The sequence below is a fragment of the Streptomyces sp. NPDC036822 genome (genome assembly GCF_055609145.1).
This window is the reverse complement of record NZ_JBVJPY010000004.1, coordinates 504,816-531,161: the sequence shown is the minus strand read 5'-3', so window position 1 is coordinate 531,161 and position 26,346 is coordinate 504,816. Positions and strand designations below refer to the sequence as shown.

The window sequence follows — 26,346 nt, the reverse complement described above, 5'->3', positions numbered from 1 at the left end:
ACCTCTTCGCGATCGTCCTCCGGTGGTGGGCCGGTGGACACGGAGGGAGTGGTTGTGAGGCGTATTCGGCCGGCGCACGTCGCCGGGCTGGTGGTCGGGGCGGCCGCACCGTCGGCTGCCCCTCCGACGGTCGGCGCGGTCCGAGCCGGCGGGGCCGGACATCCGGCCGCCTCCGGCGCCGGCGTCCTCTCCGGCTCCTGGTCCGACGCCCTGTCCCCGGCCGGAGCCGTGGGCCTGGCCGGCGGCGGCCTTCTCGCCGGCTTCGGCGCCGCCCGGCTCGTGCGGGGACGCCGGCGGGGCACGCCGCACCCTTGAGCCGCCGCGCGACCACGATGGTGGCGCTCGGTCTGGCCGGAGTGACCGCCGGCGTGTACGCGCTCGCGCGGCCGGCCGGTCCGGCCGACGGCGGAGCGCTCCCGCCGGTGGCCGCAAGGCCGCTGCCCTCCGCCGTCGGAGCACCCCCGCCGTCTCCGCCTTCGGAGATACGCGGCGCGAAGGGGCTGCGCGCGGTACTGGTCCCGGTGGCGGCCGGCCGGGACGGCGCCCTGGCCCTGCCCGAGGACGCCCGCACCGGTGGATGGTGGGCGCTCGGGGCGATGGCGGGCGCCACCGAGGGCACGACCCTCATCGCCGGCCATGTGGACACCCCGGACTCCGGTCTCGGGGCCTTCGCCGCCCTGCACGGCCTCGCCCCGGGGGCCAGGGTGGAGCTCGTCGCCGCGAACGGCCTGACGTACCCGTACGTCATCGCCGCCCGGCGCCTCTACGACCGACAGGCCCTTCCGGCGGAGCTGTTCGGCCGGAGCGGCGCGCACCGGCTGGCGCTGGTCACCTGTGCCGGAAGCTACGACCCCGACAAGCGGGCGTACGACTCCAACCTGGTCCTGTACGCCACCCCGCTCGGCGGGCCCCTTCGGCCGCGGGGCGAATCCTGACGATCGCCGCCGCCTTCTCGATGCGCGTCGTGCGCGCCGCTCTGCCCGGTCGGACGCCCTGGCGTCACACTGGACGCGGCACGCGGGCGCGGAGCTGCGCGGCGGCGCCTCCTGTGCACCCCGAGGAAGGGCGGTGGACGATGCTCGTCACCCACATGATCGACGGCGGCACCCTGCGCGTGACCGTCCAGCAGGACCTGAACGTCACCAATCGCGCCGCGGCCGCGCTCCAGGTCGAGGCGCTCGTCTCCGCCCACCGTCCGGACCTGGTGGTCTTCGAACTCCCGACGGACTCCCCTTCCCCCGCGACGCTCAGCGCCGTCGCCCGCACCCGCCGGATGTGCCAGAGCATCGGCATCCCCTTCACCCTGACCGGGCCGGTCACCTCCGACCGGCGGCTGCTGGACGCCGCCGCGTCCGGCGAGGCGAGACCACGGCTGCTGGAGTTCGGGGCGCGTCGCGACCACTGAGTCAGGGCGCGGGGCGGGACGGAGCGGACGGGACGGCGGCGCGGGGCCGCCCGGGGCGGCGGCGGTAGGGTCACCTCATGGACATGATCACCGTCCCCGCCGGCCGGGTCACGCTGTCGGACCGGCGCACCGGACGTCGCTGGACGGCCGACGTCGCGTCCTTCCACCTGGCGTCGGTGCCGGTCACGCGGGCCCTGTACGCGGACGTCACCGGCGAACGGCCCGGCGAGGCCGAGGGGGACCGGCTGCCCGTGGACAGCGTCTCCTGGTGGGACGCCGTCCGCTTCTGCAACACCCTGTCCCGGCGCGAGGGGCTCACTCCCTCCTACCGCTTCGACACCGGTGCGCAGGCGGAAGAGGAGGCTCCGGCGGGGGCGGGGGCCGACGGCGGCGGCCACGTCACCTGGGACGCCGCGGCGGACGGGTACCGGCTGCCGACCGAGGCCGAGTGGGAGCACGCCTGCCGGGCCGGCACGACCGGGCCTCACTACGGGGCCCTCGACGACATCGCCTGGTACCGCGACAACGCCCAGGAGCGCGTACGGGAGGTGGGCGGCAAGCGGCCCAACGCTTGGGGCCTTTACGACATGCTCGGCAACGTCTGGGACTGGTGCTGGGACGTCTACGACCCGGAGGTCTACGGCAGCTACCGGGTGCTGCGGGGCGGCGGCTGGTTCGACGAGCACTGGAGCTGCCGTGCCTCGGCGCGGCGCCGCAGCCACCCGACCTTCCGGGTCGACGACGTGGGCTTCCGTCTCGCCCGGACGGCCCCGCTCACCGGCGCCCCCGGTCGGCACCGTTCGACAGGTGCCTGATCTCCTCGATGACGCGGGCCGCCTCCACGAGGGCCGTGCCGTGCACGGGCCACTCCCCCGGGTGGTCGAGATGCCCGGCGCGCGCCATGGCCGTCGCCTCCTCGTGCCGGCGCTCGGCGTCCTCGACGTGGCGGCGAAGCCGGTCGGGATCGTCCGGCCCGTGGGGCGGGTCAAGACACTCGAGCGCCGCGACGGTGGCGTGCAGCAGCCCGGCGTAGGAGGCGCGGAAGTCCGCGGAGACGGACGCTCCGGGCGACGCTGACGGGGCCGGCGACCCGGGCTCTCCGGACGGGTCCTTGGCCTGGGATTCGTACGCCAGGGCCCGGGCGATGGAGCGGACGTAGGTGCCGATGCGCTCGACCACGCTGATCGTCTCGTGGCAGCGCAGCAGCGCGGCCTCGGCGCTGCTCCACGGCCGGCGCGGGTTGAGCCGGGTGTTCTCCCGTTCCCTTTGGAGCGTGCCGCGCGCGTGCGCCGCTCGTCCGGCCAGTTCCTCGCAACGGTGCGCCCAGTCCTTCCCCCCGTCCTCGTCCGCAGCCTCCCCCGTGGCGGTCCGTGCCAGGTCGCGGAGCAGCGTCCGGGTGTGGGCGGCCAGGTCGGCGACGCGTCGCCGCGCCGTGTCCGTGTGCGGGGAGGGGGCGATCGCGAAGTGGGCGGCGAGGCCGCAGCACACGCCGATGACCGCCGAGGACACCAGATGGCCGATGTAGTCGATCCGGCCCCCGCCTCCGGCGAACGCGAAGAGGGCCACGACCGGGACCTGTGATCCCTGACCGCCGAGCAGGTCGAGCCGGGACACCAGGAGGGCGATGAAGACCAGGACGCCGAGGGTCCAGGCGTGCACGCCGACGGTGCTGCCGAATCCGGCCGCCACCGCCGTCCCGATCGCCATGGCTCCCAGGTACTGCGCCGAGTCCCACAGCGAGCGGTAGACCGTGGACTGCAGGGCCAGCAGCGCCGTGAACGGGGCGAAGGCCGTGACACCCGCGGGCAGCAGCAAGGAGGCCAGGCACCAGGCGACCGTCGCGGCGGCGGTTCCCTTGGCCAGCAGCAGGACGCCGTCGCGTGCCTCGCCCGGCCCCCGGACGGCGTCTTTCACGAACGCGCACGCCGAGCGTCGGCGGCGCCCCCACCAGGTGGCGGCCTGGGACGTCCTGTCGGACACGGATCTCCCGTCCTTCGTCGCTTCCGTGTTCGCCGCGTACCCCTCACGCGGACATGTACGTGTCCTTCCTCCGGCGGGGGGTGGCGGGGGCGAGACCGGCGTGTTCCGGTGGGAGGGGCGGGCCGCTTCGGGCATCGCGCGCCGCGTCCGTGGAACACGAGGGGGATGGCAGCACCCGCCCGCGTCGGAGGAGGCTTCGTGTCGCAGACCCCGGAATCCGTGTACGCCCGCGTCAGGGAGGAGGTGGCCGCCCGCGCGGACCGCCTCTGGGACGTGAGCCTCGCGCTGCACCGCGACCCCGAGACGGCCTACGAGGAGCGGCGGGCCGCCCGTCTGCTCTCGGACGAGCTCGAACGGGAGGGCTTCCGCGTGGAGCGCGGGGTGGCCGGCCTGCCCACCGCTTTCGTCGCACGTACGGGCACGGCGGCCACCCCGGGCGACGGTCCCCGTGTCGCCCTGCTGATGGAGTACGACGCGCTGCCCCTGCTCGGCCACGCGTGCGGGCACAACCTGATCGCGTCGGCCGGACTCGGCGCCTCCCTCGCCGTGCGGGCGGCGCTCGGGGAGGTCGGGGGAACGCTGCTGGCCGTCGGGGCTCCGGCGGAGGAACGCGGGGGCGGCAAGGTGGCCGAGGTCGAGGCGGGCCTGTTCGAGGGGGTGGACGCGGCGCTGATGTTCCACCCGGGCGTCCACGACTGGGCGTGGGCTCCCCTGACGGCCAGCGCGCAGGTGCGGGTGGGGTTCCACGGCCGCGCCGCGCACCCGACCGGCAGCCCCACGGAGGGGATCGACGCCTTGGGGGCGCTGATCCAGCTGTTCAACGCGCTGGGCGTCCTGCACAAGCGGCTGCCTCCCGGCTCGCACATCCAGGGCATCGTGACCGACGGGGGGCGGGCCACGAACATCGTCCCCGAGTACGCGGAGGGGATGTTCGGCCTGCGCGGGTCGACCACGTCCGCGCTGGAGGAGCTGGTGGAGGAGTTGCGGGGCTGCGCGCAGGGCGTGGCGCTGGCCACCCGTACGACGGTGGAGGTGACCGACGTGGGCGGGCGGTACGAGCACTTCCGGGACAACGACGTGCTGTCCGGCCTGTTCGCCCGGCACATGGACCGCGCGGGGATCCGGCTGTCGGAGCCGGTGCCGGGCGTGTACCTCGGCTCGTCGGACATCGGCAACGTCAGCACGCGGGTGCCCGCGATCCATCCGTTCGTCGCCATCATGGGGCCGGAGGCGGCGGACCACACGCCCCCCTTCGCGGAGGCGGCCGCCGGGCCCCGGGCCCGGGAGGTGATGCTGGCGGCGGCGGAGGCGCTCGCCTGCACGGCAGTGGACGTCCTCCTGCGTCCGGACGTGACGGAGCGGGCCTGGACCCGCCTGCGTGAGAAGGCCGCCGCGGGCCTCTGACGGCTTCTCGCCGCCGGCGGCGGCCGGCGTCAGTCCTCGACGCTCACGCGGATGGTCTTCACCTCGGTGTCGGCGGCGTCCGGGACGACCATGCCCGCCTCGACGCCGCTGCGCAGATAGCGCAGGACCTCGGCGTTGAGCTTCTCGCCCGGCACCGCGGCCGGGATGCCGGGCGGGTAGGGCGTGAGCATCTCGGCGGTCACCCGGCCGGCGGCCTTCTCCCACGGCACCTGCTCGACGCGCCCGAAGAAGGCGTCGCGCGGCAGCATGACCTGCTCCAGGCGCAGGTCGGCCGGGTCGGGGACCTCCACCCGCGCCGCGGGCCGCAGCTCGTCGGCGTGGGCGGCCGCGTCGCGCAGGGCCGCGACCAGGGCGCGGGCGCTGCGGGAGTCGTCGGCGTGGGTGAGCTGGGCGCTGGTGCGGCGGTGGTCGGACAGGTGCAGGTTGATGCGATGGCGGGCGCGGATCCAGTCGGCGACGCGGTAGCCGGTGGTGTCGAGGCCGGTGATGTCGACGATGACCTGGAGGGGGTCGAGGTCGGCCGCGCGGCCGGGCCCGCAGAAGTCGTCCCGTCCGTGGACGTGCAGGCCGTCGATCTCGTCGATCTGCGCCCGTACCGTCTTGGCCAGGGTGAGGGCGTCGTCGTAGAGGGCGTGGCCGTGCTGGACCATCTGGCGGCGCCAGCCGTCGAGGGCCGCGTAGACGAGCACGGAGGGGCTGGTGGTGCCGAGCAGGTCCTCGCGGTTCTTGAGTACCTCCGGTGCGATCAGGTCGCCCTGGAGGTGGAAGACGGACCCCTGCTCCAGGCCGGAGCCCATCTTGTGGACCGAGGTCACGCACACGTCCGCGCCGGCGTCCATGGCCCAGGTCGGCAGGTCCGGGTGGAACGGCAGGTGGGCTCCCCACGCCTCGTCGACGATGAGGGGCACGCCGTGGTCGTGGCAGGTGTCGGCGATGGCCCGCAGGTCGGAGCAGGTGCCGTACGGCGTCGGCGTCGTCACCAGGGCGCCCCGCGCGTCGGGGTGCTCGGCGAAGGCGGCGCGGAAGGCCTCGGCGGACGGCGGATGGGCGAGGTGCCGTTCGGGGTCCCACTGGGGGTCCACCCAGATCGGCACGATCCCGGCGAGGACGAGACCGGAGACCACGGACTTGTGCGCGTCCCGGCCCACGAGCAGCTTCTCGTGCGGCCCGGCTACGGACAGCATGGCGGCCTTGACCGACAGGGAGCTGCCGCAGGTGGAGAAGAAGGTGTGCTCCGCGCCGACGGCGTCGGCCATCAGCTCCTGGGCCCTGGTGATCACCCCGTGGGACGAGGTCCGGTCGTCCAGGCCGCTGGTGGCGAGCACGTCGGAGTGGAACACGCCGTCGCCGAGGATCGCGCGGACCCGGGGGTCCGCACCCCGCCCCTGCTTGTGGCCGGGCGGTGTGAAGGGGGTCTGGTTCTCTGCGTGGTACGCGGCCAGCGCGTCGAGCACGGGTGCCTGTGAGTGGTCCATGGCACTGCGGGTTCCCTGCGGAACAGGGCAAAAACAACCTCGGATGATCATGGTGGCTGCCGCGGACTCCCCCGCGCTCCCCCGTGTCGGCGGCCGGGGCCGGGCCGGCTCCTGGGCCGGCTGGACGCCCTGCGCCGGGGCCGTCGGCCGGGCGCGCGCGCCGGTGGCGCGCTCGTGAGGCATGCCCCACGATCAACGGGGAACCCGCGAAGCGGAGCGGGTCGCCGTGGGCCGAGGAACAGGACGGCGCACGGGCGTCCGCTCCCCGTCTTCAAGGAGTGGTCGTGATTGATACGCGTGGGGTCGAGGAGGACAGCGAGATTCCCGGTGTGCCGGGGGCGGGTGTGGCACAGCTGGCAGGTGTGACATGTGCGGTTTGAGCGGTGAGATACGTTTCGACGACCGGCGGCCCGATGTGGCCGCTGTGGAGCGCATGACCGACCGCCTGGCCCCCCGCGGGCCCGACGGCCGGGGCATCTGGGCCCAGGGGCCGGTGGCCCTGGGGCACCGCCGACTGAAGATCATCGACCTGTCCGAGCGCGGCGCGCAGCCGATGTCCGACACCGAGGCCCAGCTGACGGGCGTCTTCAACGGATGTGTCTACAACTACCGGGAGCTGCGGCGGGAGCTGCAGTCCCTCGGGCACCGGTTCGTCTCCACCTCGGACACCGAGGTCATCCTCAAGGCCTACCGCCAGTGGGGCACGGACTGCGTCGACCGCTTCGTCGGCATGTTCGTCTTCGTCATCGTCGAGAACGACAGCGGCCGCGTGGTCCTGGCCCGTGACCGGCTCGGCATCAAGCCGCTGTACCTGGCGCACGGTCCCGGCCGGCTGCGGTTCGCCTCGACGCTTCCTGCGCTGCTCGCGGGCGGCGGCGTCGACACGTCGCTCGACCCCGTCGCGCTGCACCAGTACCTGAGCTGGCACGCCACGGTGGCGGCGCCGCGGACCGTGCTCAACGGCGTGCGCAAGCTGCCGCCTGCCACGGTCCGCGTGGTGGAGCCGGACGGCTCCTACCGCGACCGGTGCTACTGGCAGCCGTCGTACACCCGCCGCCCGGAGGACGCCGGCATGGACGCGGCCGACTGGCGCGACGCGGTCCTGGACGCGCTGCGGACCGCCGTGCGGCGCCGAATGGTCGCCGACGTGCCGGTCGGCGTGCTGCTGTCCGGCGGGCTCGACTCGTCCCTGATCGTGGCGCTGCTGGCCGAGGAGGGCCAGCGGGACCTGGCGACGTTCAGCGTCGGCTTCGAGGCGGAGGGCGGCGAGGAGGGCGACGAGTTCGCGTACTCCGACCTGATCGCGCGCCGCTACGACACCGAGCACCACCAGCTGATGGTTCCCTCGGACCGGGTGTCGACCGCCCTCGACGGGGCGGTCCTGGCCATGAGCGAGCCGATGATCAGCCATGACGTGGTCGCGTTCCACCTGCTGTCGGAGCTCGTCTCCAAGGAGGTGAGCGTCGTCCAGAGCGGCCAGGGCGCCGACGAGGTGTTCGCCGGGTACCGCTGGTATCCGCAGATGGCCGCCGTCGAGCGCGAGCGGGAGCCGGAGACGTACGCGGAGGTGTACTTCGACCGGCCGCACTCCGACTTCGCCCGGATCCTCCAGCCGGACCTGCTGACCGGGCAGGACGAGTCCGGCCGGTTCGTGCGCGAGCACATGGCCGCACCGGGCGCCGAGACCGCGCTGGACGCGGCGCTGCGGCTCGACACGCACGTCATGCTGGTCGACGACCCGGTCAAGCGCGTGGACAACATGACCATGGACTGGGGCCTGGAGGCCCGGACGCCGTTCCTGGACCACGAGCTGGTCGAGCTGGCCGCCGCCTGCCCGCCGGAGCTGAAGCTGGCGCAGGGCGGCAAGGGCGTCGTCAAGGACGCGGGCCGCGCGTTGCTGCCCCGTGAGATCGTCGACCGGCCCAAGGGCTACTTCCCGGTGCCGGCGATCCGCCATATGGCGGGGCCCGTCCTCGAACGGGTGCGCCAGGCACTGTCCGCGCCCGAGGCCCGGGCTCGGGGCGTCTTCCGCGACGAGTACGTCGCCGAGCTGCTCTCGGCCCCCGATCACCACCGGACGAAGCGAGGGGCGAACGCCCTGTGGCACGTAGCGTTGCTGGAGATATGGCTGCAGACGCACGGGATCAACTGAGCGGAGTCACGTCGGCGGCGCCGGTGCCGGTGCCGCTGGCCGATGCCGCGGGCCTGCGCGACACGCCCCAGCCGTTGATCTCGCACGGCTGCTGGTACCCGTCCGTGGACCCGACGGGTGAGCAGGTGGCGTTCATCTGCGACCGGACGGGCGTACCGCAGCTGTGGACGGGGCCGGTGGCCGGCACGGAGATCCACCTGCTCGACGCGGACCCGGACCCGGTCACGGAAGTGGCCTGGTCGCCGGACGGGCGGTGGATCGCCTACACGGTCGCCCCCGGGGGCGGCGAGCTCACCCGGGTCCTGTGCGTACGGCCTGACGGCACCGGCCGCCGGATCGTGGCGGGCGCGGACGCCGGCAGTTCGGCCTACCTCGGCTGCTGGACGCGCGACGGATCCGCCGTGGCGGTCACGGTCGCCGAGCCCCCACCGCCTCCACCGGGCCACTCCGCCGTCCGGCAGGAGCCGGTCGTCCCTCCGGACCACGAGGCGGTGTTCGCGGACCTGCCCGCCGGGTGGGCGGAACGCGACGGCCCGGCCACGCTGCTCGGGGGCGCCCGCCGGGGCGATGTGGGCCCCTCCCTCTCCGGTACGCCACCGGCCTTGCCGGACGGGACGGGGAGCGGGCTGTTCCTGACGGACGGGTTCGTCCTCCCGGCGGGCACACCGGACAGGGCGGCCGGAGGGAACGGGGCGCGGCGGAGCCCGGACGGCGACGGGCCGGCCGGTCCGGCCGGCGAGGCGACGAGCGCGCCGGCCGACCAAGGGGCGAGCGGCCTGGACGGCGCTGCCCGCGACCGGCTCACCGCCTACCTGGTCGATCCCGACGGACTCCGGTCGCCCGTGCTCGTCGCCGCCGAGTCGGGGGCGGCGACGCTGCGTGTCTGCGACGTCAGCGAGGACGAGCGGTTCGCGCTGGTACGCAGGGGGCCGCGAGGCCGGCGCGAGGCGGTGGTGGTGCGCACCGCCGACCTCGGGACCGGATCCGTCCTGCGGGTCGGGGACGGTGACCCGTGGATCGGCCGTTTCTCGCCGGACGGCCGCACGCTGTGGCTGCGGAGCGATCACGAACGGCAGTTCGCCGCCCTGCTCGCCACGGGGCTCGACCAGGACGGCGGCCACCTCGGGCTGTCCGTGCTGGCCGAGCGGGAGGGCTGCGACCTGGAGCTGCTCGCGTTCGCCGAGGACGGCCGCACGGCCGCGCTCGCCTGGAACGTGCGGGGCGCGACGGAGCTGCAGACCCTCGGTCTTCCCGCGGGAGGGCCCGTGCCCAGCGGGGCGGCCACCGGGACCACGCCGCCCCGGGACGTGCCGCTGCCGCACGAGGTGGTCACCCGGATCACCCGGGCGGGGCCCGGCGGGATGGTGCTGGCGCTGTCGGGTTCCCAGCGGCGCCCCGGGGTGTGGCGGGTGCCGCCGGGAGCGCTGTCGGCGCGCACGCCCTGGTCCTCGCGGGACGAGGACGCCGTGCCGCCGGGCCGGCCGCCCGTACGACCGGTGCCCCTGCGTCCGGTGGCCCGCGACGGACTGCACCTGGGCGGCTGGTACTACCGCGCCCCGGGCCGTGACGCCGGCCGGCCGGCCCCGTGCGTGATCCATCTGCACGGCGGTCCCGAGGAGCAGGAACGGCCGGTGTTCGACCCGCTGTACCACGAGCTGCTGGGCCGGGGCCTGGACGTGTTCGCGCCCGACGTCCGCGGTTCGTCCGGCTGGGGCCGGTCGTTCGTGGACGCCGACCTGGGCACGGGCCGGTTCGCGGCGATCGACGACGTCGCCGACTGCGCGGCGCACGTGGTGCTGACCGGCCGCGCCGACCCGACGCGGCTCGCGGTGATGGGCCGCTCGTACGGCGGGTATCTGACGCTGGCCTCCCTCGTATGGCATCCGCAGCTGTTCCGTACGGGTGTCGCGGTGTGCGGGATGTCGGACTTCGCGACCTTCTTCGAGGGCACCGAGCCGTGGATCGCCGAGTCGGCGGCGCACAAGTACGGCCATCCGGTGCGCGACCGGGACCTGCTGCGCGCGCTGTCCCCGATGAGCCGGGTCGACGAGCTGCGCGTACCGCTGCTCGCGGTGCACGGCGAGCACGACACCAATGTGCCGCCCGGCGAGTCCGAGCAGATGGTGCGGGCCGCCCGGGACAGAGGGCTGGCGGCCGAGCTGCTCACGTTGCTCGACGAGGGCCACGACTTCCGGCGGGCGGACAACCGGCGGCTCTTCCGCCGCACCGCCGCCGACTGGATGCAGCGCCACCTGGGCGCCTGAGCGGCGCCCGGGGCCTTCGCCGGGGGCCGGGCGCCCGGCGCCCGGGATGGGCCTTCGTGTGGCGGCCGCCGCGGACGGCGACCTGACCAGGGCCGATTCCCTCCGCCGATACGGGGTACCGGAGGGACATGATCACCATTGGGGTCGAGGAAGAGTACCTGCTGCTCGATCCGGACACGTGCCTGCCGGTGCCGCTCGCGGACGAGGTGCGCGCGGCGGCCGGACTGCAGCCGATCGTCGAGGACGCCGAGGTCCAGTCGGAGCTGTTGCAGGCGCAGGTCGAGGTCGCCACGCCCGTCTGCGAAGACCTCGGCGAGGTCGGCGGCCACCTGCTGCGGCTGCGGCACGCGGTCGGCACGGCGGCGGAGAAGAACGGGTGCCGGCTCGCCGCCTGCGCGACGGCCCCCTACCGCGAGACCGCGCCCGTCCCGGTCACCCGCAAGGCCCGCTATCTGGCGATGTCCTCCCAGGCACCCCAGCTGGTGGCCGAGCAGCTCGTCAACGGGATGCACGTCCACGCGGCCGTGCCCGACCGGGAGACGGGCGTCGCCGTCCTGAGCCGTATCCGGGTCTGGCTGCCCGTCCTGGTGGCGATGTCCGCGAACTCGCCCCTGTGGGACGGCAACGACACGGGGTTCGCGAGCTGGCGCACGGTGGTCTTCGGCCGCTGGCCGGTCAGCGGCCCCCCGCCCCTCTTCACCTCGCTCGAGGACCACGAGAGGCGCGTCCAGTCGCTGCTCGACACCGGCATCATCACCGACACCGGTCAGCTGTACTGGCAGGCCCGCCTGTCCGACCGGTATCCGACGGTCGAGGTGCGCTGCGCCGACGTGCAGCTGCGCGCCGACGCGGCCGTGATGTTCGCCGGTCTCGTCCGTGCCCTGATCGCCACCGCCATCCGCGAGGAGAAGGCCGGGGCCCCGCTCCCTGCGTGCTCGCCCGAGCTGCTGCAGGCGTCCAACTGGCACGCCGCCCGGCACGGCCTGAGCGGCCTGCTGGTCGACCCGACCGGCCGGGCGCGCCGGGCGGGCGACGTCCTCGTCATGCTGCTCGACCACGTCACGCACGCCCTCGACGAGGCCGGGGACACCCGCGAGGTGACCTCCCTTGTGCACCGGCTGCTCCAGGAGGGCACCCCGGCGGACCGGCAGCTGCGCGCACTCGCCGAGGGCGGCCCGGCGGCCCTCGCAGAACTGATCACCAGCGAGACGGTCGCCCCCTGACACACCGCGGACCCGCCGCCGGCCGGGCCCGGGACGCTGTCCCGGAAGAGCGCCGGCCGGGGCTCACCGACGGTCGGCTCACGCCGCAGTCGAGCCCACGTCCACCGGGGTGAACGGGCGGCTCGCGAAGGCCGCGTTCGGGCCGACGCCGGCCGGGACCCACGGCCGGTTCGTCATGCCGCGTTCGGGCCGACGCCGGCCGGGGCTCACCGAGGGCCGGCTCACGCCGCGTTCGGGCCCACGTCCGCCGGGGTCAGCGGGCGGCGCAGCGGCGCCGCCGTGGCGTACTCGTCCGCGCCCACGTCGCGGGCGCTGCCCCGCTCGTGGCCGTCGGCGTCGTACGGGACGGCCGGGGTCACCAGCGTCGCCGCGCCGATCGCCGGGCTGCCGGCCGACAGCCGGAACACCCCGTCGGTCCCGCGCCGGAGTAGAGGGTCGACCCTCCGGTAGCCGCCGGACGGTATCGTGCCGGCCGATGCCGCGCCCCACAGGATGTTGCCCTGCCAGGTGATGCCGGTCGTCGTCTCCATCTCCACCAGGCTCCCGGTGTCGCCGACCAGCAGGTTGTCGGCGACGACGACGCCCTGCGGGGCGTAGGTCCTGGTCTCGCCGGAGAGCGTGCGGGCGTTGCCCACCAGGGTGTTGTGCGCGATCACCGCACGGTCGCAGGCGTCGTTGCCCCGCCGCTCCTCGGTCGTCTCGCCGGCGTGGTGGTCGCGGGTGGTGCCGCTCCCGATCACCAGGGCCCGTCCCGTGAGACCGGCGAGATGGTTGTTGACCACCAGATGGTCGTTGCCGTAGAGACGCAGGCCCTCGGCGCCGTCGAGCAGGTGGTTGCCGTCCACCGTGGAGCGGTTGCCGTGACGCAGCACGATCCCGCCCCGGCTGTCGCGGACCGTGTTGCACCGGATGGTGTTGTCCGACGACTTCACCGAGATCGCCTCGGGGTCTCCGTCGCACCGCTCGAACAGGTTGGCCTCCACGAGCGCGTGGGCGCTGGACAGGGCCCGGGAGCTGACGCCGAGCCGGATCGGCTCGCCGCCGTTCTCGCCGCCGAAGCTGTGGCGGGAGAAGTGGTTCTTGTAGACGTGGAGGCGCTGGGCCATGGCGGTCGAGCCGGGGCCGTCCACGACGAGGAAGATGCCCTCGGTGGTCTTGTCGTGGAAGTGGTTCCGGTCGATCTTGGCGTCGTCGCCGCGCACGACGACCCAGTCGAGCCCGGCGGTGTCGGCGAACCGGAAGTCGTTGCGGGTCAGCCGGATGCGCGGGCAGCCCGCCGGGATCTCCAGCGTGGTGCTCTGCCGGAAGGCGAAGCCGCTGACGGTGATGTCGCTCGCGTCGGAGAAGACGAAGCTCCGGCCGCCCTGGAGCACGGCCCCGCCGCGCGACTGCGCGACGATGGTGATCGGCGCGCTGCTGGTGCCGTGCCTGCCGGAGACGTTGATGGCCTGGCCCGACGGGACGGTGTAGGTGCCGTCGGCCACGACGATCCGGTCGCCGGGTGCCGCCCGGTCGATCGCCCTCCGCAGCTCGTCCAGGGTGGTCACCGCCGTGGTGGCCGCCGCGGCGCCGACCGCCGGCCGGGCGGCGAGGGGTACGGCGGAGATCGCCGCGCCGGACAGGGCGCCGGCGAGGAACGTGCGTCGTTGCATCAAGTCTCCTAGGAAGGACGGGCGTCGGGCCGCGACGAGGGGTGCCGCACGCGGTGCGTGAATTCCCCTCCCCATGGCCTTGCGCGAACGTCGGGCCTCTCTCTACGCTCCCGAGCCAATGGTTAGGAAGATTTCCTAACCATTGAGTCGCCCCGGGGCCTACCCCTCGTCGCACCCGTCTACTCCTCAGCCCTCGACACCGCGTCCGCGCCCCCTCAGCCCACCAGCACGCCCCCTCCGTCACCGGCCGACGCGATCGGATGCCCGCACTCCGTACGCCCGCGCCCATCCTCACCGAGATCACGATCCACTGGAGATGCCATGACTCGAGATGTCCGGAAAGGAACGACCCCCGCCATGAGCCGAAGAGGCATATCCCTCCTCGTCGCGACGGGCCTCCTGGCCCTGCCGCTGGTCGGCGCCCCCCAGGCCGCCGCCGCCGACACCCTGGTGTCGGTCGGCAGGGCCACGGCGACCTCGTCGATCGAAGGGGCCGGGTTCGAAGCGGGTCTCGCCGTCGACGCGAACACCGCCACCCGGTGGGCGAGCGCCGAGGGCGTCGATCCGCAGTGGGTGCGGATCGACCTCGGCTCCAGCCACACGATCTCCCGGGTGAAGCTCGACTGGGAGGCCGCGTACGCCAGGACGTACAAGATCCAGACCTCCCCCGACGGTTCGACCTGGACCGACGTGTACTCCACCAGCGCGGGCGACGGGGCGACCGACGACCTCACCGTGGCCGGTACCGGACGCTACGTACGGATGTACGGGACGGGCCGGGGCACCCCGTACGGCTACTCCCTCTGGGAGTTCGGGGTCTACGGCTCCCCGGCCGGCGGCGCCGACACCGTCGCGCCGAGCGCCCCGGGCAGCCTCCGCACGACCGCCTCCTCCGCCACGAGCGTCTCCCTCGCCTGGAACGCGTCCACCGACAACGTCGCCGTCACCGGCTACGACGTCTACCGGGGCGGCGCCCTCGTCGGCTCCACCACCGGCACGTCCCACACCGACACCGGCCTCACCGCCTCGACGTCGTACGGCTACACCGTGAAGGCCCGCGACGCGGCCGGCAACCGGTCGGCCGCGAGCAGCACCCTCACCGTCACCACGCCCGCGACCGGCACGGGCCCCGCCGTTCCCTTCGGCAGCCACCTCAGGCCGTACGTCTCCGGCACGCTGAGGCCGTCGGGCGGCCAGGCGGCCGTCGACCAGAAGGTCGTCGACTACTACAAGAGCTGGAAGTCGGCCTTCGTCCGCCAGAACTGCGGCAACGGCTGGTACCAGGTCATCTCCCCCGACGCCGACCACCCGTACGTCGCCGAGGCGCAGGGCTACGGCATGGTGATCGCCGCGACGATGGCCGGCGCCGATCCCGACGCGAAGAAGATCTTCGACGGTCTGGTCAAGTGGAAGATCGACCACCCCTCCGCCATCAACCCGAACCTGCTGGCGGCCGAGCAGGACGTGAACTGCCGAAGCGTCAACGGCGGTGACGGGGCGACCGACGGTGACATGGACGTCGCGTACGGCCTGCTGCTCGCGGACAAGCAGTGGGGCAGCGCGGGGACGTACAACTACAAGGACCTCGCGATCAAACACATCGCGGCGATCAAGAAGGACGAGGTCAACCCGACGACCCACCTGCTGAAGCTGGGCGACTGGAGCAGCTCCGGCGACCAGTACTACTACATCACCCGCACCTCGGACTGGATGGTGGACCACTTCCGGGCCTTCCGCGCCGCGACCGGTGACGCGGCCTGGGACACCATCCGCACCGCGCACCAGACGCGGATCGCCTCCCTGCAGTCCACGTACGCCCCGAACACCGGCCTGCTGCCCGACTTCGTCGTCAACACCGACACCTCCCCGAAGCCGGCACCCGGGCAGGTCCTGGAGGACCCGAACGACGGCGCGTACTGGTGGAACGCCTGCCGCACCCCGTGGCGGATCGCGGACGACGCGGTGACCAGCGGCGATGCCAAGTCCCTCGCGGCGGCGCGGAAGCTGAACAGCTGGATCAAGGCGAAGACCGGCGGTGACCCGAACAGGATCGCCATGGGTTACCGCCTCGACGGCACCCAGATCTCCGCGGGCAGCGAGGCCGCCTTCTTCGCCCCGTTCGCCGTCGCGGCGATGACCGACGCGGGCAGCCAGGCGTGGCTCGACGCCCTGTGGAACAAGATGCTGGCCACCCCCGTCGACACCGGCAGCTACTTCTCCGCGAGCATCCAGCTCCAGGTGATGATCACGGCGTCCGGCAACCACTGGGTCCCGTAACACCACCGCTCCCGCTCCCCCCACCCCGCTCCTTCACCGTGCTCACCGGCCCGTCACGGGCCGGTGAGCACGTCCTCGTGGCGCGGGCGCGGGCGTCAGGACCTCGGGGGAAGCCGGTGCAGGGTGACGTCGCCCAACCTGCCGGCCGCGACGGTCAGCGTCATGTACGTGCAGAAGGGCTGGCGCCTGCGGTCCGTCGGGGACCCGGGGTTCAGCAGTCGCAGACCGCCGGGGGCCGTGGAGTCCCACGGGATGTGACTGTGCCCGAAGACGAGGACGTCCAGGTCGGGGAAGCTCCGGGCACAGCGCTGTTCGCGCCCCGCGGCGGCTCCGGTCTCGTGGACGACACCGAACCGCAGTCCGCCCAGCTCGGCGCGCGCGACCTCGGGCAGCCGACGCCGCAGCGGCGGCCCGTCGTTGTTGCCGTACACGCCGATCAGCCGCCGGGCCCGGGACTCCAGCAGGTCGAGGGTGGCCTCGTCGATCCAGTCCCCCGCGTGGACGACGGCGTCGGCCTCGTCGACCTCCGCCAACAGGGCCTCGGGCAGGCGCTTGGCGCGGGCCGGCAGATGCGTGTCGGACATGAGAAGCAGCCGCATGATGCCACCGTAGGCCGGTCGGGTTGCCCCAGCTCGGCCGACGTGCGGAGCTGGGGCCCCATCCGTGTGCCCTGCGCCGACCGGAGTACGCCTGATGCGGGTGAGTCCGTACGGATTCACAGTGGACCCATGAGCAGCCACCCGCCCGTCGTCGTCCATCCGCCGTCCCCGACCGGCGCCCGTCGCGTGCACGCGGACGGAAGGATCCTCGGTCTGGCGGAGAGCGTGGCCGACGTGGCGGACCTGCTCGCCTCCGTGGGGCTCGAGCTGGGACCGGACGAGGTCGTGGACTCGCCCCTGATCGAATGGCGGGGCGGCGGCCCCGCGGTCTGGGCGGAGTCCCCTCCGTGAGAGACCGGTCAGGAACGGAGCTCGGGAAAGGCTCCCGGGTCGCGGCCGGTCAGGGACGAGCCTCCGGAAAGGCTTCCGGGTCGCGGCCGGTCAGGGCGAGCAGGGTCGTGAAGTCCGAGGCGCCCGGCTCGATCGGACACGGCTCGCCGAAGACGCCCCACTGCCGGGCCGCGGGCGCCATCTCCCGTACCACGGCGAGAAGTTCGCGCACACCCTCGTCGTCAGGTGTGAAGCTCTGCCCGCTCGACCGGGCGAGGTCCCAGGCGTGCACGGTCAGGTCGATCAGCGCCAGGCCGCCCACCGTCCGGGCCGGGAGGCCCAGCGCGCCGCTGGTGCCCTCCCCGGCGCCGGGCGCGGACCAGGCCCGGACCAGACGGGCGGTCTCGTCGGCGAAGCGCTCACGCCAGTCGGGCCCGTAGATGCCGATGTAGTCCGGGGTGGTGGAGAAGTCCGGGGTCTCCTTGGCCGCCAGCGCCTGGAAGTTGACGACGACCTGGAAGAGGTGGTTGAGCAGGTCGCGGATGGTGAACCGGTCGCAGGGCGTGGGGGCGCCGAGCCCGTCGTCCCGCAGCCCGCTCACCACGGGGACGGCGGCGCGGGCGGCGGCTTCGAGGAGGGCACCCATCCCCGGCGGAGCGGGCGACGGTGCGAGGGGGTGGGGGCCGGGTGCCTGCTGAGCGGTGTCGGTCATGGCGGCACCGTAGGAGCGGGCCAAGGGCCCCGGCTTGAAGAAACGCGACATAGGATCGCCGCCATGGCAGGACCGCGGCGCGACACCCGGGGCATCATGGACGCTTCCGGACTGCTGTCGCAGGTACGTTTCCGCCGTCGCGAGCCCGCCGTGCCGCTGCGGCCGTACGTGGAGCACTACTGGCTCGTCGACTGGGCACTGGACACGCCGTACGTGACGCGGGTGGTGCCGCACCCGTCGGTCAATCTCGTCTTCCAGCGTGACGACGTCCGCGCTGCCGGCGCCGTGGTGTCCGGTGTCGGCCTGGAGCTGTTCACCCGTGAGCTGGCGGGGACCGGCCGGGTGTGCGGGGTGCAGTTCAGGCCGGGCGGCTTCCGGGTCTTCGCGCCCGCCCGGCCGGTGGCGCACTGGACGGGCCGGCAGGTGCCGCCGGCCGAGGTCTTCGGGCGGGAGATCGCGCGGGACGTCGAGGCCGTCCTCGGCCCGGAGCGGGAGGACGCGCGGGTGGCCGCCCTGGACGCGTTCCTGCTCGCGCTGGGCCCGGAGCCGGATGCCCAGGCCGAGGCCGCCATGGCGCTGGCGGACCGGATCCGGCAGGACCGCACCGTGCGGCGGGTCGGCGCGCTCGCCCGCTCCGAGGGTCTGTCCGTCCGTTCCGTGCAGCGGCTGTTCTCCGCCTACGTCGGGGTGAGCCCGAAGTGGGTCGTCCTGCGCTACCGCATCCACGAAGCCCTCGAGCGTGCCGCCGGCGCGCCCGGCCGGGCTGTGGACTGGGCCGCTCTCGCCGCCGAGCTGGGCTACAGCGACCAGGCACATCTCGTCCGGGACTTCACCGCGACGGTGGGCGTGCCGCCGACCGCGTTCGCGCGCTGACCCCTGCCGCGGAGGGACGGACCGGGAAACCGAAGAAATTCCGCCATGCGGGGAATGGGCCACCCGATCCGGGGCACCAGCCTGACAGGCCCCGCCGCGTACCCCCCCGTCGCGGCGGGGTCTCCTGCGTGTCGCGGCACGGGACCTGGCCCGGAACGTAAGGGGCCCCACCAGGCCGGGGGGGGTGACCGGTGGGGCCGACGAGCCCGTATGACGGGGGGAGACACAGGGGCTCGTGTCTGGAGTGTGGCACGACGGAGCCCTCGCCGGACACCGAAACGCCGTCTTCCGCGCCGTCCGTCCGAGAATCATGCTGACGGATCAACGTCACGCCGGTCCGACGCCCGGGGATCCGGGAGTGGACCGGGGCTTTCCGGCGCACGCGCGGAGTGATGGGGCACACCCGGGCGAGTCCCGCCGCCCCGCCCCGTCGACCGGAACGCGATCCCGTTATTCGCTCACGTGTTCGTTTTATTGGGTAGCCTGGAGGCATGCACGCACATCTCCAGGCCTCGCTGTTCGACCAGGGCGACGACATGCGGCTCGGTCCGCTGCACGGCCTACGGCGACGCGAGCTGGGGAGCGGGGCCTGGATCGACGTGCTGCCCGGCTGGCTGACGGGGGCGGACGCCCTCTTCGAGGAGCTGGCCGGCGGGGTCCCCTGGAAGGCCGAGCGGCGGCAGATGTACGAGCGGGAGGTCGACGTGCCCCGGCTCCTCGCCTCCTACCGGGAGGGCGAGGCGCTGCCGCACCCGCTGCTCGACGAGGCCCGGTCCGCCCTGTCCGCGCATTACGCCCCCGAGCTGGGCGAGCCGTTCGTCACGGCCGGTCTCTGCCTCTACCGCGACGGGCGCGACAGCGTGGCGTGGCACGGCGACCGCACCGGCCGCTCCGCCACACAGGACACCATGGTGGCCATCCTCTCCGTCGGTGACCCCCGCGACCTGGCGCTGCGCCCCCGAGGCGGCGGCGCGGCGGCCCTGCGGCTGGCGCTGGGCCACGGCGACCTGGTGGTGATGGGCGGCTCCTGCCAGCGGACCTGGGAACACGCGATCCCCAAGTCGAGCCGCGCGGTCGGCCCTCGGATCAGCGTCCAGTTCCGCACCCGCGGCGTGTCCTGACATTCCCGCCGCCGGCGCCCGCCGCACTCGCCCGCACCTGACGAGGCCAGGGCCTTCCGTGTCCGCAGCGACTCCGGCCCGCAGAGCTGCCGCGCGCAGAGCTTCCGATGCGCGAAGGGGGCATGGCGCCCGAAGGGCATCGGGTACGCAGGCCCCGGCACGCGAGGGACTCCCGCGCGCAGGGCCTCCCGTGCGCGCAGGCCGTGGGCCGGGGTCCCGTGGGCCGGGGCCTCTCCCGGGCGAAGGCGTGCACCCGCGCGCCTTCTTACCGGCTGGTAACGTCCGCGTCGACGCCGTAGCCGGTCCGCTCCCCCCCCCCCGGAGGAATCCGATGCCCCGATCGTTCCGTCCCGCCCGCTCCGCCCTCCTGCTCGCCGGCCTGCTGGCCTCGGCGGGCGTCGCCCATTTCGTCGCCCCGAAGCAGTTCGACGCCACCGTGCCGCGGACCCTTCCCGGCAGCCCGCGGGTCTGGACCCAGGCCAGCGGCGTGGTGGAGCTGGCGCTGGCCGCAGGTCTCGTGGTCCCCGCGACCCGTCGGGCGAGCGCCCGCGCCACCGCGGTGTTCTTCGCCGGGGTGTTCCCCGCGAACGTCAAGATGGCGTACGACTGGCGGAACCGCTCGCCGCGCGCCAGGGCGCTCGCCTACGGCAGGCTTCCGCTCCAGGTTCCGCTGGTGCTGTGGGCCCGGCACGCCGGCCGCGCCGAGGCCTGACGGAAGGGCTTCCGGCCCCCGGCCGGGGCCGGCGGCCTCAGGGACCCTCGGAAGGGGCGGTCAGCGACCATGCGAAGCCGCCCGCTCCGTCCTCCAGCGAGGAGAGGAAGTCGGCCGCGTCGAAGAGCGCGCCCGCCGGCACGACGCCGGCCGGCCGGGGGCGCGCGTGCCCGCCCGAGCCTCCGTCCGCCCCCTCGCCGTCGGGGGCCCGACCGTCGGAGGTCCGGCCGTCGAGGATCCGCGCCACCGCCTCCACGGCAAGCGGCGCGCTGATCGCGTAGATGTCCCGGCCCCGCGCCACGGCCCGCCGCTCCTGGCCGCCGAAGCGGACGACGACCTCCACGAGGAACCTCTGGTCGGAGCGTCCGCGCTCGTCGACGGCCGCCGGGGGCGGCGTGTCCGGGGACGCCAGGTCCTTGACCGCCTCGGCGCTCATGAACGTCCGCATCTCCGGGATGCGCACGTGACGCGGGACGGTGACGCTGTCCGCCATGGTGAACTCGCCCACCACGTCCCGCTCGCCGACCGGCTCGGGGAACGACCAGCGGGACAGGGGCGGTTCGCCGGTGCGGTACTCCAGGCTTCCGTTCGTGTGGAGCCTGCGGCGGCCGTTCCGGCGCTCGCGTGAGACCCGGCCCGCCGCTCGCGTGCCGGCGGTGGGGTGCCAGCTGCTCAGGGCGTAGGCGGTCAGCACCTCGTCCGCCTCCGTCCGGTCGCCCAGGGCCGCGGAGACCAGGAGGTCGCCGAGGCCGCCGTAGAACGCCATCGCCGGGACGACCACCGTCCCCGCCTCACGGGCGCGGTCCCCGAAGCGTGCGAACGTGTCCGCGACGGCCTCCAGCTCCGCCGCGACGTCCACGTACGGAATCCCGGCGCGCAGCGCCGCCTCGATCACCGGGGCCGCCGTCGACGCGAACGGCCCGGCGCAGTTGACCACGGCGACGGCGCCCGACAGCGCGCGGTCGAGCGAGGCGGGGTCGTCGACCGCCGCCGGCCGTACGTCGAGTCCGCGGTGTTCCGCCGCGAGCTCCCGGAGCCGGCCGGCGTCACGGCCGGAGAGGACGGGGGTCCAGTCACGTGCCAGCAGCTCCGCCACCACGAAGCGCCCCGTGTGTCCGTAGGCGCCGTACACCACGACCGTGCGGTCCGGATGTGCGGAGTGGGAGTCTCGTCTTGCCGGTGATGCGTTCATGCGGCCATCCTGTCCGCCCCGTGCGTGCCTCCGTGAGTGGCGGTAGTGCCACGGCTCGTACACTTTCGGACATGAGCAGTGTCAGGGTCGCGCTGGCCGTCACCGAAGGTGTCCCGCACTTCGAACTCGCCGCCGCCTGCGACGTCTTCGGCGTCGACCGGTCCGACCTCGTCGACCCCTGGTACGACTTCACGGTCTGCGGCCCCGCGTCCGTGGGGGTCGGCGACCGCTTCCGGCTCGCGCCCGACGAGGGGCTCGACGGGCTCGTCCGCGCCCACACCGTGATCGTCCCCGCGTGCGCGGACCCCGCCGAGGAACCGCCCGCCGATCTGGTGGAGGCCGTACGCGCCGCCCACGACGCCGGTGCGCGGGTGGCGTCCCTGTGCACGGGCGCGTTCGTGCTGGCCGCCGCCGGGCTGCTGGACGGACGGCGGGCCACCACGCACTGGTGGCACGCCGCCGCGCTGGCCGCCCGCCACCCGCGCGTCCGGGTCGACCCGGACGTGCTGTACGTCGACGACGGCCGGGTCCTGACCTCCGCGGGCAAGGCGGCGGCGATGGATCTGTGTCTGCACCTGGTCCGGCTCGACCACGGTGCCGCCGTCGCCAACGCCGTCGCGCGCCGCCTCGTCGTACCGCCCCACCGGACGGGCGGGCAGGCGCAGTTCGTCGCCACGCCGGTGCCGGAGCCCCGGGACCACTCCCTCGACGCGCTGTTCGCCTGGGCGTTGGCGCGGCTGGACCGGCCGCTGACGGTGGAAGACCTGGCCCGCCGGGCGAGCATGAGCTCGCGCAACCTCGCGCGCCACTTCCACGCCGTCACCGGGACGACGCCCCTGCGCTGGCTGTCGACCCAGCGGATCCACCGTGCGCAGGAGCTTCTGGAGACGACCGACGACAGCGTCGACACGATCGCGACGGCCACCGGCATGGGCACCGCGACCACCCTGCGCCGCCACTTCCACCGCACGCTCGGGGTCCCGCCGGACGCCTACCGGCGCACCTTCCGCAGCGCCCACCCCGCTCCTCCTGCTCCTCCCTCTCTCCCTGTTCCTTCTCCTACTCCTCCTCCTACTCCTCCGCGGTGACGTCCGTGATGACGGCCCCGCAATGGCCCTCGGTCACCGAGTCGAACCGGAGGTGCGAGACGCGGGACCGTGCGGTGAAGGCGTAGGTCGCCGTCCGCCAGTCGGCGCGGGCGCCGTCGGGGGCACCGGCGTTGAAGAGTCGCTCGGAGTCCGGGCCCGCGCCCGAGACCGCGAAGCGCAGGTTCCTGGACTTCTCGCAGCCCGACCACGTCTCAGTGCCGTACCGGAAGGTGACGGTGACCACGCGACCGGGAGTCGTCGGCACCGCCTGGGAGATCCCGCCGATACCCGTGCCGTTGAGGCTGACGGCCTGGGACGGCGAGCCGGTCTTCGCCCACTCCGCGGCCTCCACGTCCACCGAGCCCGAGGTCACGGTCCAGCCGGGGATGGTGTTGAAGCCCGTCGACACGTTCTGATAGCCGCTGCCGAGCTGCGGCTGCGTGAACGACGGGTTGGTCACCGGAAGGAACCGCCCGGCGGGCTCCGCTTGGGCCGGCACCGCCGCCGTCAGCAGGAAGGCCGACGCGGCGGCGGCGCCGAGCAGGACACGGCCGAGGGCGGGGGTGGGGGGCATGACGGATCTCCGTTCTGTCGCGGACTGAGGCCGCCCCTACTGTTCCCGCCCGTCACGGTGCGTGACGGGCGGTCGGCCTCTGTCACCCGAAAGTGTCGAGAGGACGGGCGAGCGTCCGCTCGACGCCACGGCGTTCCCGCACGGCGGGCCGCCGAGGGGCGATGGTGGTCGGATGCGATCGACGACGACCCGCGCCGGGACCTCCTCCCGGGCGTGCGGCCCACCACCGCGGGCCGGTTCCTCGGCCGTGGCGCGCCGCGCGCCCGCCGACAACGCGGCCGGGGGCACCCCCGTGCCCGAGGGCTACGGGGGAGTGCGTACCGGACGCCGCAGCCCAGGCGAGACCTTCCGGACACGACCCAAGGGCTCCCGTACACGAGGAGAAGGCCCGTGACCTCACCGGAGACGCCGGAGAAGCCCGACCTCTCGGCCGACCGGCCCCCCGGCCGGCCGTCCCCCTGGCTGCGCCTGCTGCCGGGCATCTCGCCCGAGCGCCGCGGGTTCGTCCTCGCCTGGTGGGGCTTCGCCCTCACCTTCGGCGGGATGCGTCTGCTCACCTGGCTGATCCACATCGACATGGCGGGATTCGGCGATGTCGAGACCGGCGGCGTCCACCTCCACCACTACGTCTGGGGCATCCTGCTTCTCGCGGGCGTGGGAGCGGCCTCCCTGGCCGACCGCTCGGCCCGGACGCGCGCCTGGATGGGGCTCGCCTACGGAGTGGGGCTTGCCCTGATCCTCGACGAGGCGGCGCTGCTGATCAGCCTCGAAGACGTGTACTGGGACACCGAGGGCGGAGTCAGCGTCGCCCTGGCCATCGCGGTGATCGCCGTCGCCGGCAGCGTCCTCGCGGCGACCGGCGGCCGTCGTTCCGGCGGTTCCCGGCGGCACGGCTCGTAAGCGGCGGCGCCGCCCCGAGGAACCCCCGCGAGACGGCGGGTACCGGCCTCCCCGAACGGAAGACCGGGACTCGGACGGGCGATCGGCCGTGCGCCCCGCCGCCTCACCGTCCCGGTGTAAGTGATCTCGCACCCGGCGACGGCGGCGTGAGAAGCAGGGCTTCGGGGGCATAAGAAGCGGCGACTTGAGGAGGTTGCCGTGGACGGTGACGTGTGGGGGCTGGGAGACGTCTTGGCCGAGGCGGAGGACGCCTCACCGGTCGAGTCCGTCGATGTCGTGGCGCGAAACCTGCAGAAGCGGTTCGGAGCGACCTGCGTGTCGTTCCTCTTCGTCGACCTGATCGGCGAGGAGCTCGTACGACTCACCACCGTCGACGGGGTGGAGGGCGGACCCGGGGAGTCGCGCATCGGCCTGCGCGGCAGCGTGTACGAGAAGGTGCTGCGCTCCCAGCGTCTGCACGTGGAGTCGGACGGGGACGACGACCATCTGGTGATCTCTCCCGTCACCAACCGTGGCGACTGCGTCGGCGTGCTGGAGATGACGCTGCCCAGCGCCGACGAGGCGGTGCTCCGTCAGGTGAGCGAGGCGGCACACGCACTGGCGTACATCATCGTCACCGACCGGCGCTTCACCGATCTCTACCACTGCGGTCGGCGCACCACGCCCACCAGCCTGGCCGCCGAGATCCAGCACCAGCTGCTGCCGTCCGCGGCGTGCTGCGAGGCCGCGCAGTTCGCCGTCGCCGGGGGTCTCGTACCGGCCGACGACATCGGTGGCGACACCTACGACTACGCCCTCGACCGGGACACCCTGCACGTGTCCATCACCGACGCCATGGGGCACGACACCGAGTCGGCGCTGCTGGCGACGCTCCTGCTCGGCGCGTTGCGCGGAGCGAGACGCGTCGGCTGCGACATCGCGGAACAGGCCCGGCGCGCGCACCGGGCGCTGCTCCATCACGACCGGGGGATCGCCACCGGCCAGTTGCTCCGCATCCGTCTCGACGACGGGACCGCGCAGGTGGTCAACGCCGGCCACCCGCGGCCGCTGCGGCTACGGGACGGCGTCGTGGAGGAGCTGCCGCTCTTCGCCAACCTGCCCTTCGGTGTCGCCTCTCCGGTCGACTACCGGGTACAGGAGGTGGATCTGCGCCCGGGTGACCGCCTGATCCTGCTCACCGACGGCATGCAGGAGCGCGCGGCGGCCGGGGTCGACCTCGCCGCGCTCGTCCGGGACAGTGGCGGCTTCCACCCGCGCGAGACCGTACGGACCCTGGTCACCGCGGTCCGCGACGCCTGCCGGGGACACCTGCAGGACGACGCCACCGTCCTGTGTCTGGACTGGTACGGCACCCACCGCACCAGCCGCCACACCGACGCCGACGAGGCCGAGGCCTTCGCGACCGCGCTCGACGCGGGTCAGCGCACCCTCCCGCGCGGCTTGAGCGCCACCGGCGGGAGCGCCGGGGCGGGCAGGCGGCCGCCGTCGTAGCCGTGGACCTCGCCGAAGCGGGTGCTCGTCATCCAGTCCGTGCGGGCCGCCTCGATCTCCTCGTGGGAGCGTCCGATGAAGTTCCACCACATGACGATCTCCTCCTCGAACGGCTCACCGCCCAGGAGCATCAGGCCCGCGTCGGAGGAGGCGCGCAGGGGCAGCTCCGTACGGCCGCAGCCGAGGTAGAGCATCGAGCCCGGAAGGACCGGGACGCCGTCGACGTGGGCCTCGCCCGACATCGAGAGGACCGCGTACTCGAAGTCCGGTTCGAGGGGGAGGCGGGCCTCCGCGCCCGCCTCCAGGGCCAGGTCCGCACCGACGAGGGGGCTGTAGACGGTGCCGGGGGACTCGGCGCCGTCGAGCGCGCCGAGGATCACCGTGGCCGTGACACCGGGGGCGGTGACCTGCGGCAGCGTCGCGTGGTGCTGGAAGTGCGGGTCGACGTGCCGGTGGGCGTCGGGAAGGGCGACCCAGAGCTGGGCGCCGTGCAGGAGGCGGGCGTGAGGGCGGGGGCTCTCCTCCGAGTGGGAGATGGCCCGGCCGGAGGTCATCAGGCCCAGCTCACGGGGCCGGACCGTCTGGAGGCTGCCCGTGCTGTCGCGGTGCAGCACCTCTCCTTCGTGCAGCCAGCTCACCGTCTGCAGTCCCATGTGCGGATGCGGCGGCACCTGCATGCCGGGCTCGTCCGCGATGTCGTCCGGGCCGTAGTGGTCGACGAAGGCCCACGCCCCCACCATGCGGCGGCCGAGGTTGGGGAGCAGCCGGCGGACCTCGGTGGATTCGCCGAGCTGGACGCGGCGGGGGCTGAGGAGTTCCCGTACCGGCTCGGCGACGACGAAGCCGCGGCCGCCGCAGACGTTCAGGGCGGCCTGTCGATCAAGATTGCTCATGGCGCTCA

General features: G+C 74.0%; 24 protein-coding genes. 16 read left to right on the top strand and 8 right to left on the bottom strand.

Annotated elements, in window-relative coordinates; all coding sequences use genetic code 11:
- The first annotated feature begins 54 nt into the window (after positions 1 to 54).
- The 4 genes from ACZ68P_RS12970 (at position 55) to ACZ68P_RS12955 (ending at position 2,220) form a co-directional block, all read left to right on the top strand.
- On the top strand, positions 55 to 315 hold the full coding sequence (locus tag ACZ68P_RS12970) for a hypothetical protein (RefSeq protein WP_471005471.1): 261 nt from the start codon (positions 55 to 57) through the stop codon (positions 313 to 315).
- Positions 312 to 935, top strand: coding sequence for a class F sortase (locus ACZ68P_RS12965; protein WP_471005470.1), 624 nt, complete (start codon positions 312 to 314; stop codon positions 933 to 935). The genes ACZ68P_RS12970 and ACZ68P_RS12965 overlap by 4 nt, the downstream gene beginning before the upstream one ends.
- A gap of 140 nt (positions 936 to 1,075) precedes the next feature.
- A complete protein-coding gene (locus tag ACZ68P_RS12960) occupies positions 1,076 to 1,405 on the top strand; it encodes a hypothetical protein (protein WP_471005468.1) in 330 nt (109 codons plus the stop codon).
- A gap of 83 nt (positions 1,406 to 1,488) precedes the next feature.
- A complete protein-coding gene (locus ACZ68P_RS12955; protein WP_471005624.1) occupies positions 1,489 to 2,220 on the top strand; it encodes a formylglycine-generating enzyme family protein in 732 nt (243 codons plus the stop codon).
- Here ACZ68P_RS12955 and ACZ68P_RS12950 read toward each other — a convergent pair.
- Positions 2,180 to 3,385 (bottom strand): aromatic acid exporter family protein, encoded by a 1,206-nt coding sequence (locus tag ACZ68P_RS12950; RefSeq protein WP_471005466.1) that lies wholly within the window; start codon positions 3,383 to 3,385, stop codon positions 2,180 to 2,182. The two genes, ACZ68P_RS12955 and ACZ68P_RS12950, sit on opposite strands and share 41 nt — an antisense overlap.
- Before the next feature lie 198 nt (positions 3,386 to 3,583).
- Between ACZ68P_RS12950 and ACZ68P_RS12945 the strand changes: the two genes are divergently transcribed.
- On the top strand, positions 3,584 to 4,789 hold the full coding sequence (locus tag ACZ68P_RS12945; RefSeq protein WP_471005465.1) for an amidohydrolase: 1,206 nt from the start codon (positions 3,584 to 3,586) through the stop codon (positions 4,787 to 4,789).
- Between the two features lie 29 nt (positions 4,790 to 4,818).
- Here the strand turns inward: ACZ68P_RS12945 and ACZ68P_RS12940 are convergent, their stop codons facing one another.
- Entirely contained in the window at positions 4,819 to 6,285 is a 1,467-nt protein-coding gene (locus ACZ68P_RS12940; protein ID WP_471005463.1) for an aminotransferase class I/II-fold pyridoxal phosphate-dependent enzyme, read from the bottom strand.
- 367 nt (positions 6,286 to 6,652) lie between these two features.
- Here ACZ68P_RS12940 and ACZ68P_RS12935 point away from each other — a divergent pair, with 367 nt between their 5' ends.
- The 3 genes from ACZ68P_RS12935 to ACZ68P_RS12925 all read left to right on the top strand — a co-directional run bounded on the left by ACZ68P_RS12935 (position 6,653) and on the right by ACZ68P_RS12925 (position 11,924).
- Positions 6,653 to 8,437, top strand: a complete 1,785-nt coding sequence (locus tag ACZ68P_RS12935) for an N-acetylglutaminylglutamine amidotransferase (protein ID WP_471005461.1) — start codon at positions 6,653 to 6,655, stop codon at positions 8,435 to 8,437.
- Positions 8,410 to 10,701, top strand: a complete 2,292-nt coding sequence (locus tag ACZ68P_RS12930; protein ID WP_471005459.1) for a S9 family peptidase — start codon at positions 8,410 to 8,412, stop codon at positions 10,699 to 10,701. Before ACZ68P_RS12935 ends, ACZ68P_RS12930 begins: the two co-directional genes overlap by 28 nt.
- A 128-nt stretch (positions 10,702 to 10,829) precedes the next feature.
- A complete protein-coding gene (locus ACZ68P_RS12925) occupies positions 10,830 to 11,924 on the top strand; it encodes a carboxylate-amine ligase (RefSeq protein WP_471005457.1) in 1,095 nt (364 codons plus the stop codon).
- 221 nt (positions 11,925 to 12,145) lie between these two features.
- Here ACZ68P_RS12925 and ACZ68P_RS12920 read toward each other — a convergent pair whose 3' ends face one another.
- Entirely contained in the window at positions 12,146 to 13,576 is a 1,431-nt protein-coding gene (locus ACZ68P_RS12920) for a polysaccharide lyase 6 family protein (RefSeq protein WP_471005455.1), read from the bottom strand.
- 357 nt (positions 13,577 to 13,933) lie between these two features.
- Between ACZ68P_RS12920 and ACZ68P_RS12915 the strand changes: the two genes are divergently transcribed.
- A complete protein-coding gene (locus tag ACZ68P_RS12915) occupies positions 13,934 to 15,853 on the top strand; it encodes a glycosyl hydrolase family 8 (RefSeq protein ID WP_471005453.1) in 1,920 nt (639 codons plus the stop codon).
- 95 nt (positions 15,854 to 15,948) lie between these two features.
- Here ACZ68P_RS12915 and ACZ68P_RS12910 read toward each other — a convergent pair whose 3' ends face one another.
- Entirely contained in the window at positions 15,949 to 16,452 is a 504-nt protein-coding gene (locus ACZ68P_RS12910; protein WP_471005452.1) for a metallophosphoesterase family protein, read from the bottom strand.
- A gap of 129 nt (positions 16,453 to 16,581) precedes the next feature.
- Here ACZ68P_RS12910 and ACZ68P_RS12905 point away from each other — a divergent pair, with 129 nt between their 5' ends.
- Positions 16,582 to 16,803: a hypothetical protein gene (locus ACZ68P_RS12905; RefSeq protein WP_471005451.1), complete on the top strand. Its 222-nt coding sequence runs from the start codon at positions 16,582 to 16,584 to the stop codon at positions 16,801 to 16,803.
- Positions 16,804 to 16,852: 49 nt separating this feature from the next.
- On the opposite strand, the gene ACZ68P_RS12900 is transcribed toward ACZ68P_RS12905, so the two are convergent.
- Positions 16,853 to 17,494: a TIGR03086 family metal-binding protein gene (locus tag ACZ68P_RS12900; RefSeq protein WP_471005450.1), complete on the bottom strand. Its 642-nt coding sequence runs from the start codon at positions 17,492 to 17,494 to the stop codon at positions 16,853 to 16,855.
- 63 nt (positions 17,495 to 17,557) lie between these two features.
- Here ACZ68P_RS12900 and ACZ68P_RS12895 point away from each other — a divergent pair, with 63 nt between their 5' ends.
- The 3 genes from ACZ68P_RS12895 to ACZ68P_RS12885 all read left to right on the top strand — a co-directional run bounded on the left by ACZ68P_RS12895 (position 17,558) and on the right by ACZ68P_RS12885 (position 20,200).
- A complete protein-coding gene (locus tag ACZ68P_RS12895) occupies positions 17,558 to 18,367 on the top strand; it encodes an AraC family transcriptional regulator (protein ID WP_471005448.1) in 810 nt (269 codons plus the stop codon).
- 491 nt (positions 18,368 to 18,858) lie between these two features.
- Positions 18,859 to 19,488, top strand: a complete 630-nt coding sequence (locus ACZ68P_RS12890; protein ID WP_471005447.1) for an alpha-ketoglutarate-dependent dioxygenase AlkB — start codon at positions 18,859 to 18,861, stop codon at positions 19,486 to 19,488.
- Between the two features lie 331 nt (positions 19,489 to 19,819).
- Entirely contained in the window at positions 19,820 to 20,200 is a 381-nt protein-coding gene (locus ACZ68P_RS12885) for a DoxX family protein (protein ID WP_471005446.1), read from the top strand.
- A gap of 37 nt (positions 20,201 to 20,237) precedes the next feature.
- Here ACZ68P_RS12885 and ACZ68P_RS12880 read toward each other — a convergent pair whose 3' ends face one another.
- The gene (locus ACZ68P_RS12880) at positions 20,238 to 21,392 is read right to left on the bottom strand and encodes a saccharopine dehydrogenase family protein (RefSeq protein WP_471005445.1); all 1,155 of its coding nucleotides are present in this window, start codon (positions 21,390 to 21,392) and stop codon (positions 20,238 to 20,240) included.
- Positions 21,393 to 21,463: 71 nt separating this feature from the next.
- Between ACZ68P_RS12880 and ACZ68P_RS12875 the strand changes: the two genes are divergently transcribed.
- Complete coding sequence (locus tag ACZ68P_RS12875) at positions 21,464 to 22,480, top strand: GlxA family transcriptional regulator (protein WP_471005444.1); 1,017 nt, start codon at positions 21,464 to 21,466, stop codon at positions 22,478 to 22,480.
- Here the strand turns inward: ACZ68P_RS12875 and ACZ68P_RS12870 are convergent.
- Entirely contained in the window at positions 22,464 to 23,054 is a 591-nt protein-coding gene (locus ACZ68P_RS12870) for a DUF642 domain-containing protein (RefSeq protein ID WP_471005443.1), read from the bottom strand. The two genes, ACZ68P_RS12875 and ACZ68P_RS12870, sit on opposite strands and share 17 nt — an antisense overlap.
- 390 nt (positions 23,055 to 23,444) lie before the next feature.
- Between ACZ68P_RS12870 and ACZ68P_RS12865 the strand changes: the two genes are divergently transcribed.
- Entirely contained in the window at positions 23,445 to 23,954 is a 510-nt protein-coding gene (locus ACZ68P_RS12865; RefSeq protein WP_471005442.1) for a hypothetical protein, read from the top strand.
- Between the two features lie 198 nt (positions 23,955 to 24,152).
- On the top strand, positions 24,153 to 25,445 hold the full coding sequence (locus ACZ68P_RS12860; protein WP_471005440.1) for a PP2C family protein-serine/threonine phosphatase: 1,293 nt from the start codon (positions 24,153 to 24,155) through the stop codon (positions 25,443 to 25,445).
- Here the strand turns inward: ACZ68P_RS12860 and ACZ68P_RS12855 are convergent.
- Positions 25,373 to 26,338, bottom strand: coding sequence for a pirin family protein (locus ACZ68P_RS12855; protein WP_471005437.1), 966 nt, complete (start codon positions 26,336 to 26,338; stop codon positions 25,373 to 25,375). The genes ACZ68P_RS12860 and ACZ68P_RS12855 overlap by 73 nt on opposite strands.
- Between the last annotated feature and the right edge of the window lie 8 nt (positions 26,339 to 26,346).

Coding starts and splice junctions, on each gene's coding strand:
- ACZ68P_RS12920 (WP_471005455.1), bottom strand. CDS start 13,576: ATGCAACGACGCACGTTCCTCGCCGGCGCCCTGTCCGGCGCGGCGATC.
- ACZ68P_RS12900 (WP_471005450.1), bottom strand. CDS start 17,494: ATGACCGACACCGCTCAGCAGGCACCCGGCCCCCACCCCCTCGCACCG.
- ACZ68P_RS12890 (WP_471005447.1), top strand. CDS start 18,859: ATGCACGCACATCTCCAGGCCTCGCTGTTCGACCAGGGCGACGACATG.
- ACZ68P_RS12885 (WP_471005446.1), top strand. CDS start 19,820: ATGCCCCGATCGTTCCGTCCCGCCCGCTCCGCCCTCCTGCTCGCCGGC.
- ACZ68P_RS12960 (WP_471005468.1), top strand. CDS start 1,076: ATGCTCGTCACCCACATGATCGACGGCGGCACCCTGCGCGTGACCGTC.
- ACZ68P_RS12915 (WP_471005453.1), top strand. CDS start 13,934: ATGAGCCGAAGAGGCATATCCCTCCTCGTCGCGACGGGCCTCCTGGCC.
- ACZ68P_RS12870 (WP_471005443.1), bottom strand. CDS start 23,054: ATGCCCCCCACCCCCGCCCTCGGCCGTGTCCTGCTCGGCGCCGCCGCC.
- ACZ68P_RS12855 (WP_471005437.1), bottom strand. CDS start 26,338: ATGAGCAATCTTGATCGACAGGCCGCCCTGAACGTCTGCGGCGGCCGC.
- ACZ68P_RS12905 (WP_471005451.1), top strand. CDS start 16,582: ATGAGCAGCCACCCGCCCGTCGTCGTCCATCCGCCGTCCCCGACCGGC.
- ACZ68P_RS12875 (WP_471005444.1), top strand. CDS start 21,464: ATGAGCAGTGTCAGGGTCGCGCTGGCCGTCACCGAAGGTGTCCCGCAC.
- ACZ68P_RS12925 (WP_471005457.1), top strand. CDS start 10,830: ATGATCACCATTGGGGTCGAGGAAGAGTACCTGCTGCTCGATCCGGAC.
- ACZ68P_RS12930 (WP_471005459.1), top strand. CDS start 8,410: ATGGCTGCAGACGCACGGGATCAACTGAGCGGAGTCACGTCGGCGGCG.
- ACZ68P_RS12935 (WP_471005461.1), top strand. CDS start 6,653: ATGTGCGGTTTGAGCGGTGAGATACGTTTCGACGACCGGCGGCCCGAT.
- ACZ68P_RS12910 (WP_471005452.1), bottom strand. CDS start 16,452: ATGCGGCTGCTTCTCATGTCCGACACGCATCTGCCGGCCCGCGCCAAG.
- ACZ68P_RS12940 (WP_471005463.1), bottom strand. CDS start 6,285: ATGGACCACTCACAGGCACCCGTGCTCGACGCGCTGGCCGCGTACCAC.
- ACZ68P_RS12895 (WP_471005448.1), top strand. CDS start 17,558: ATGGCAGGACCGCGGCGCGACACCCGGGGCATCATGGACGCTTCCGGA.
- ACZ68P_RS12880 (WP_471005445.1), bottom strand. CDS start 21,392: ATGAACGCATCACCGGCAAGACGAGACTCCCACTCCGCACATCCGGAC.
- ACZ68P_RS12955 (WP_471005624.1), top strand. CDS start 1,489: ATGATCACCGTCCCCGCCGGCCGGGTCACGCTGTCGGACCGGCGCACC.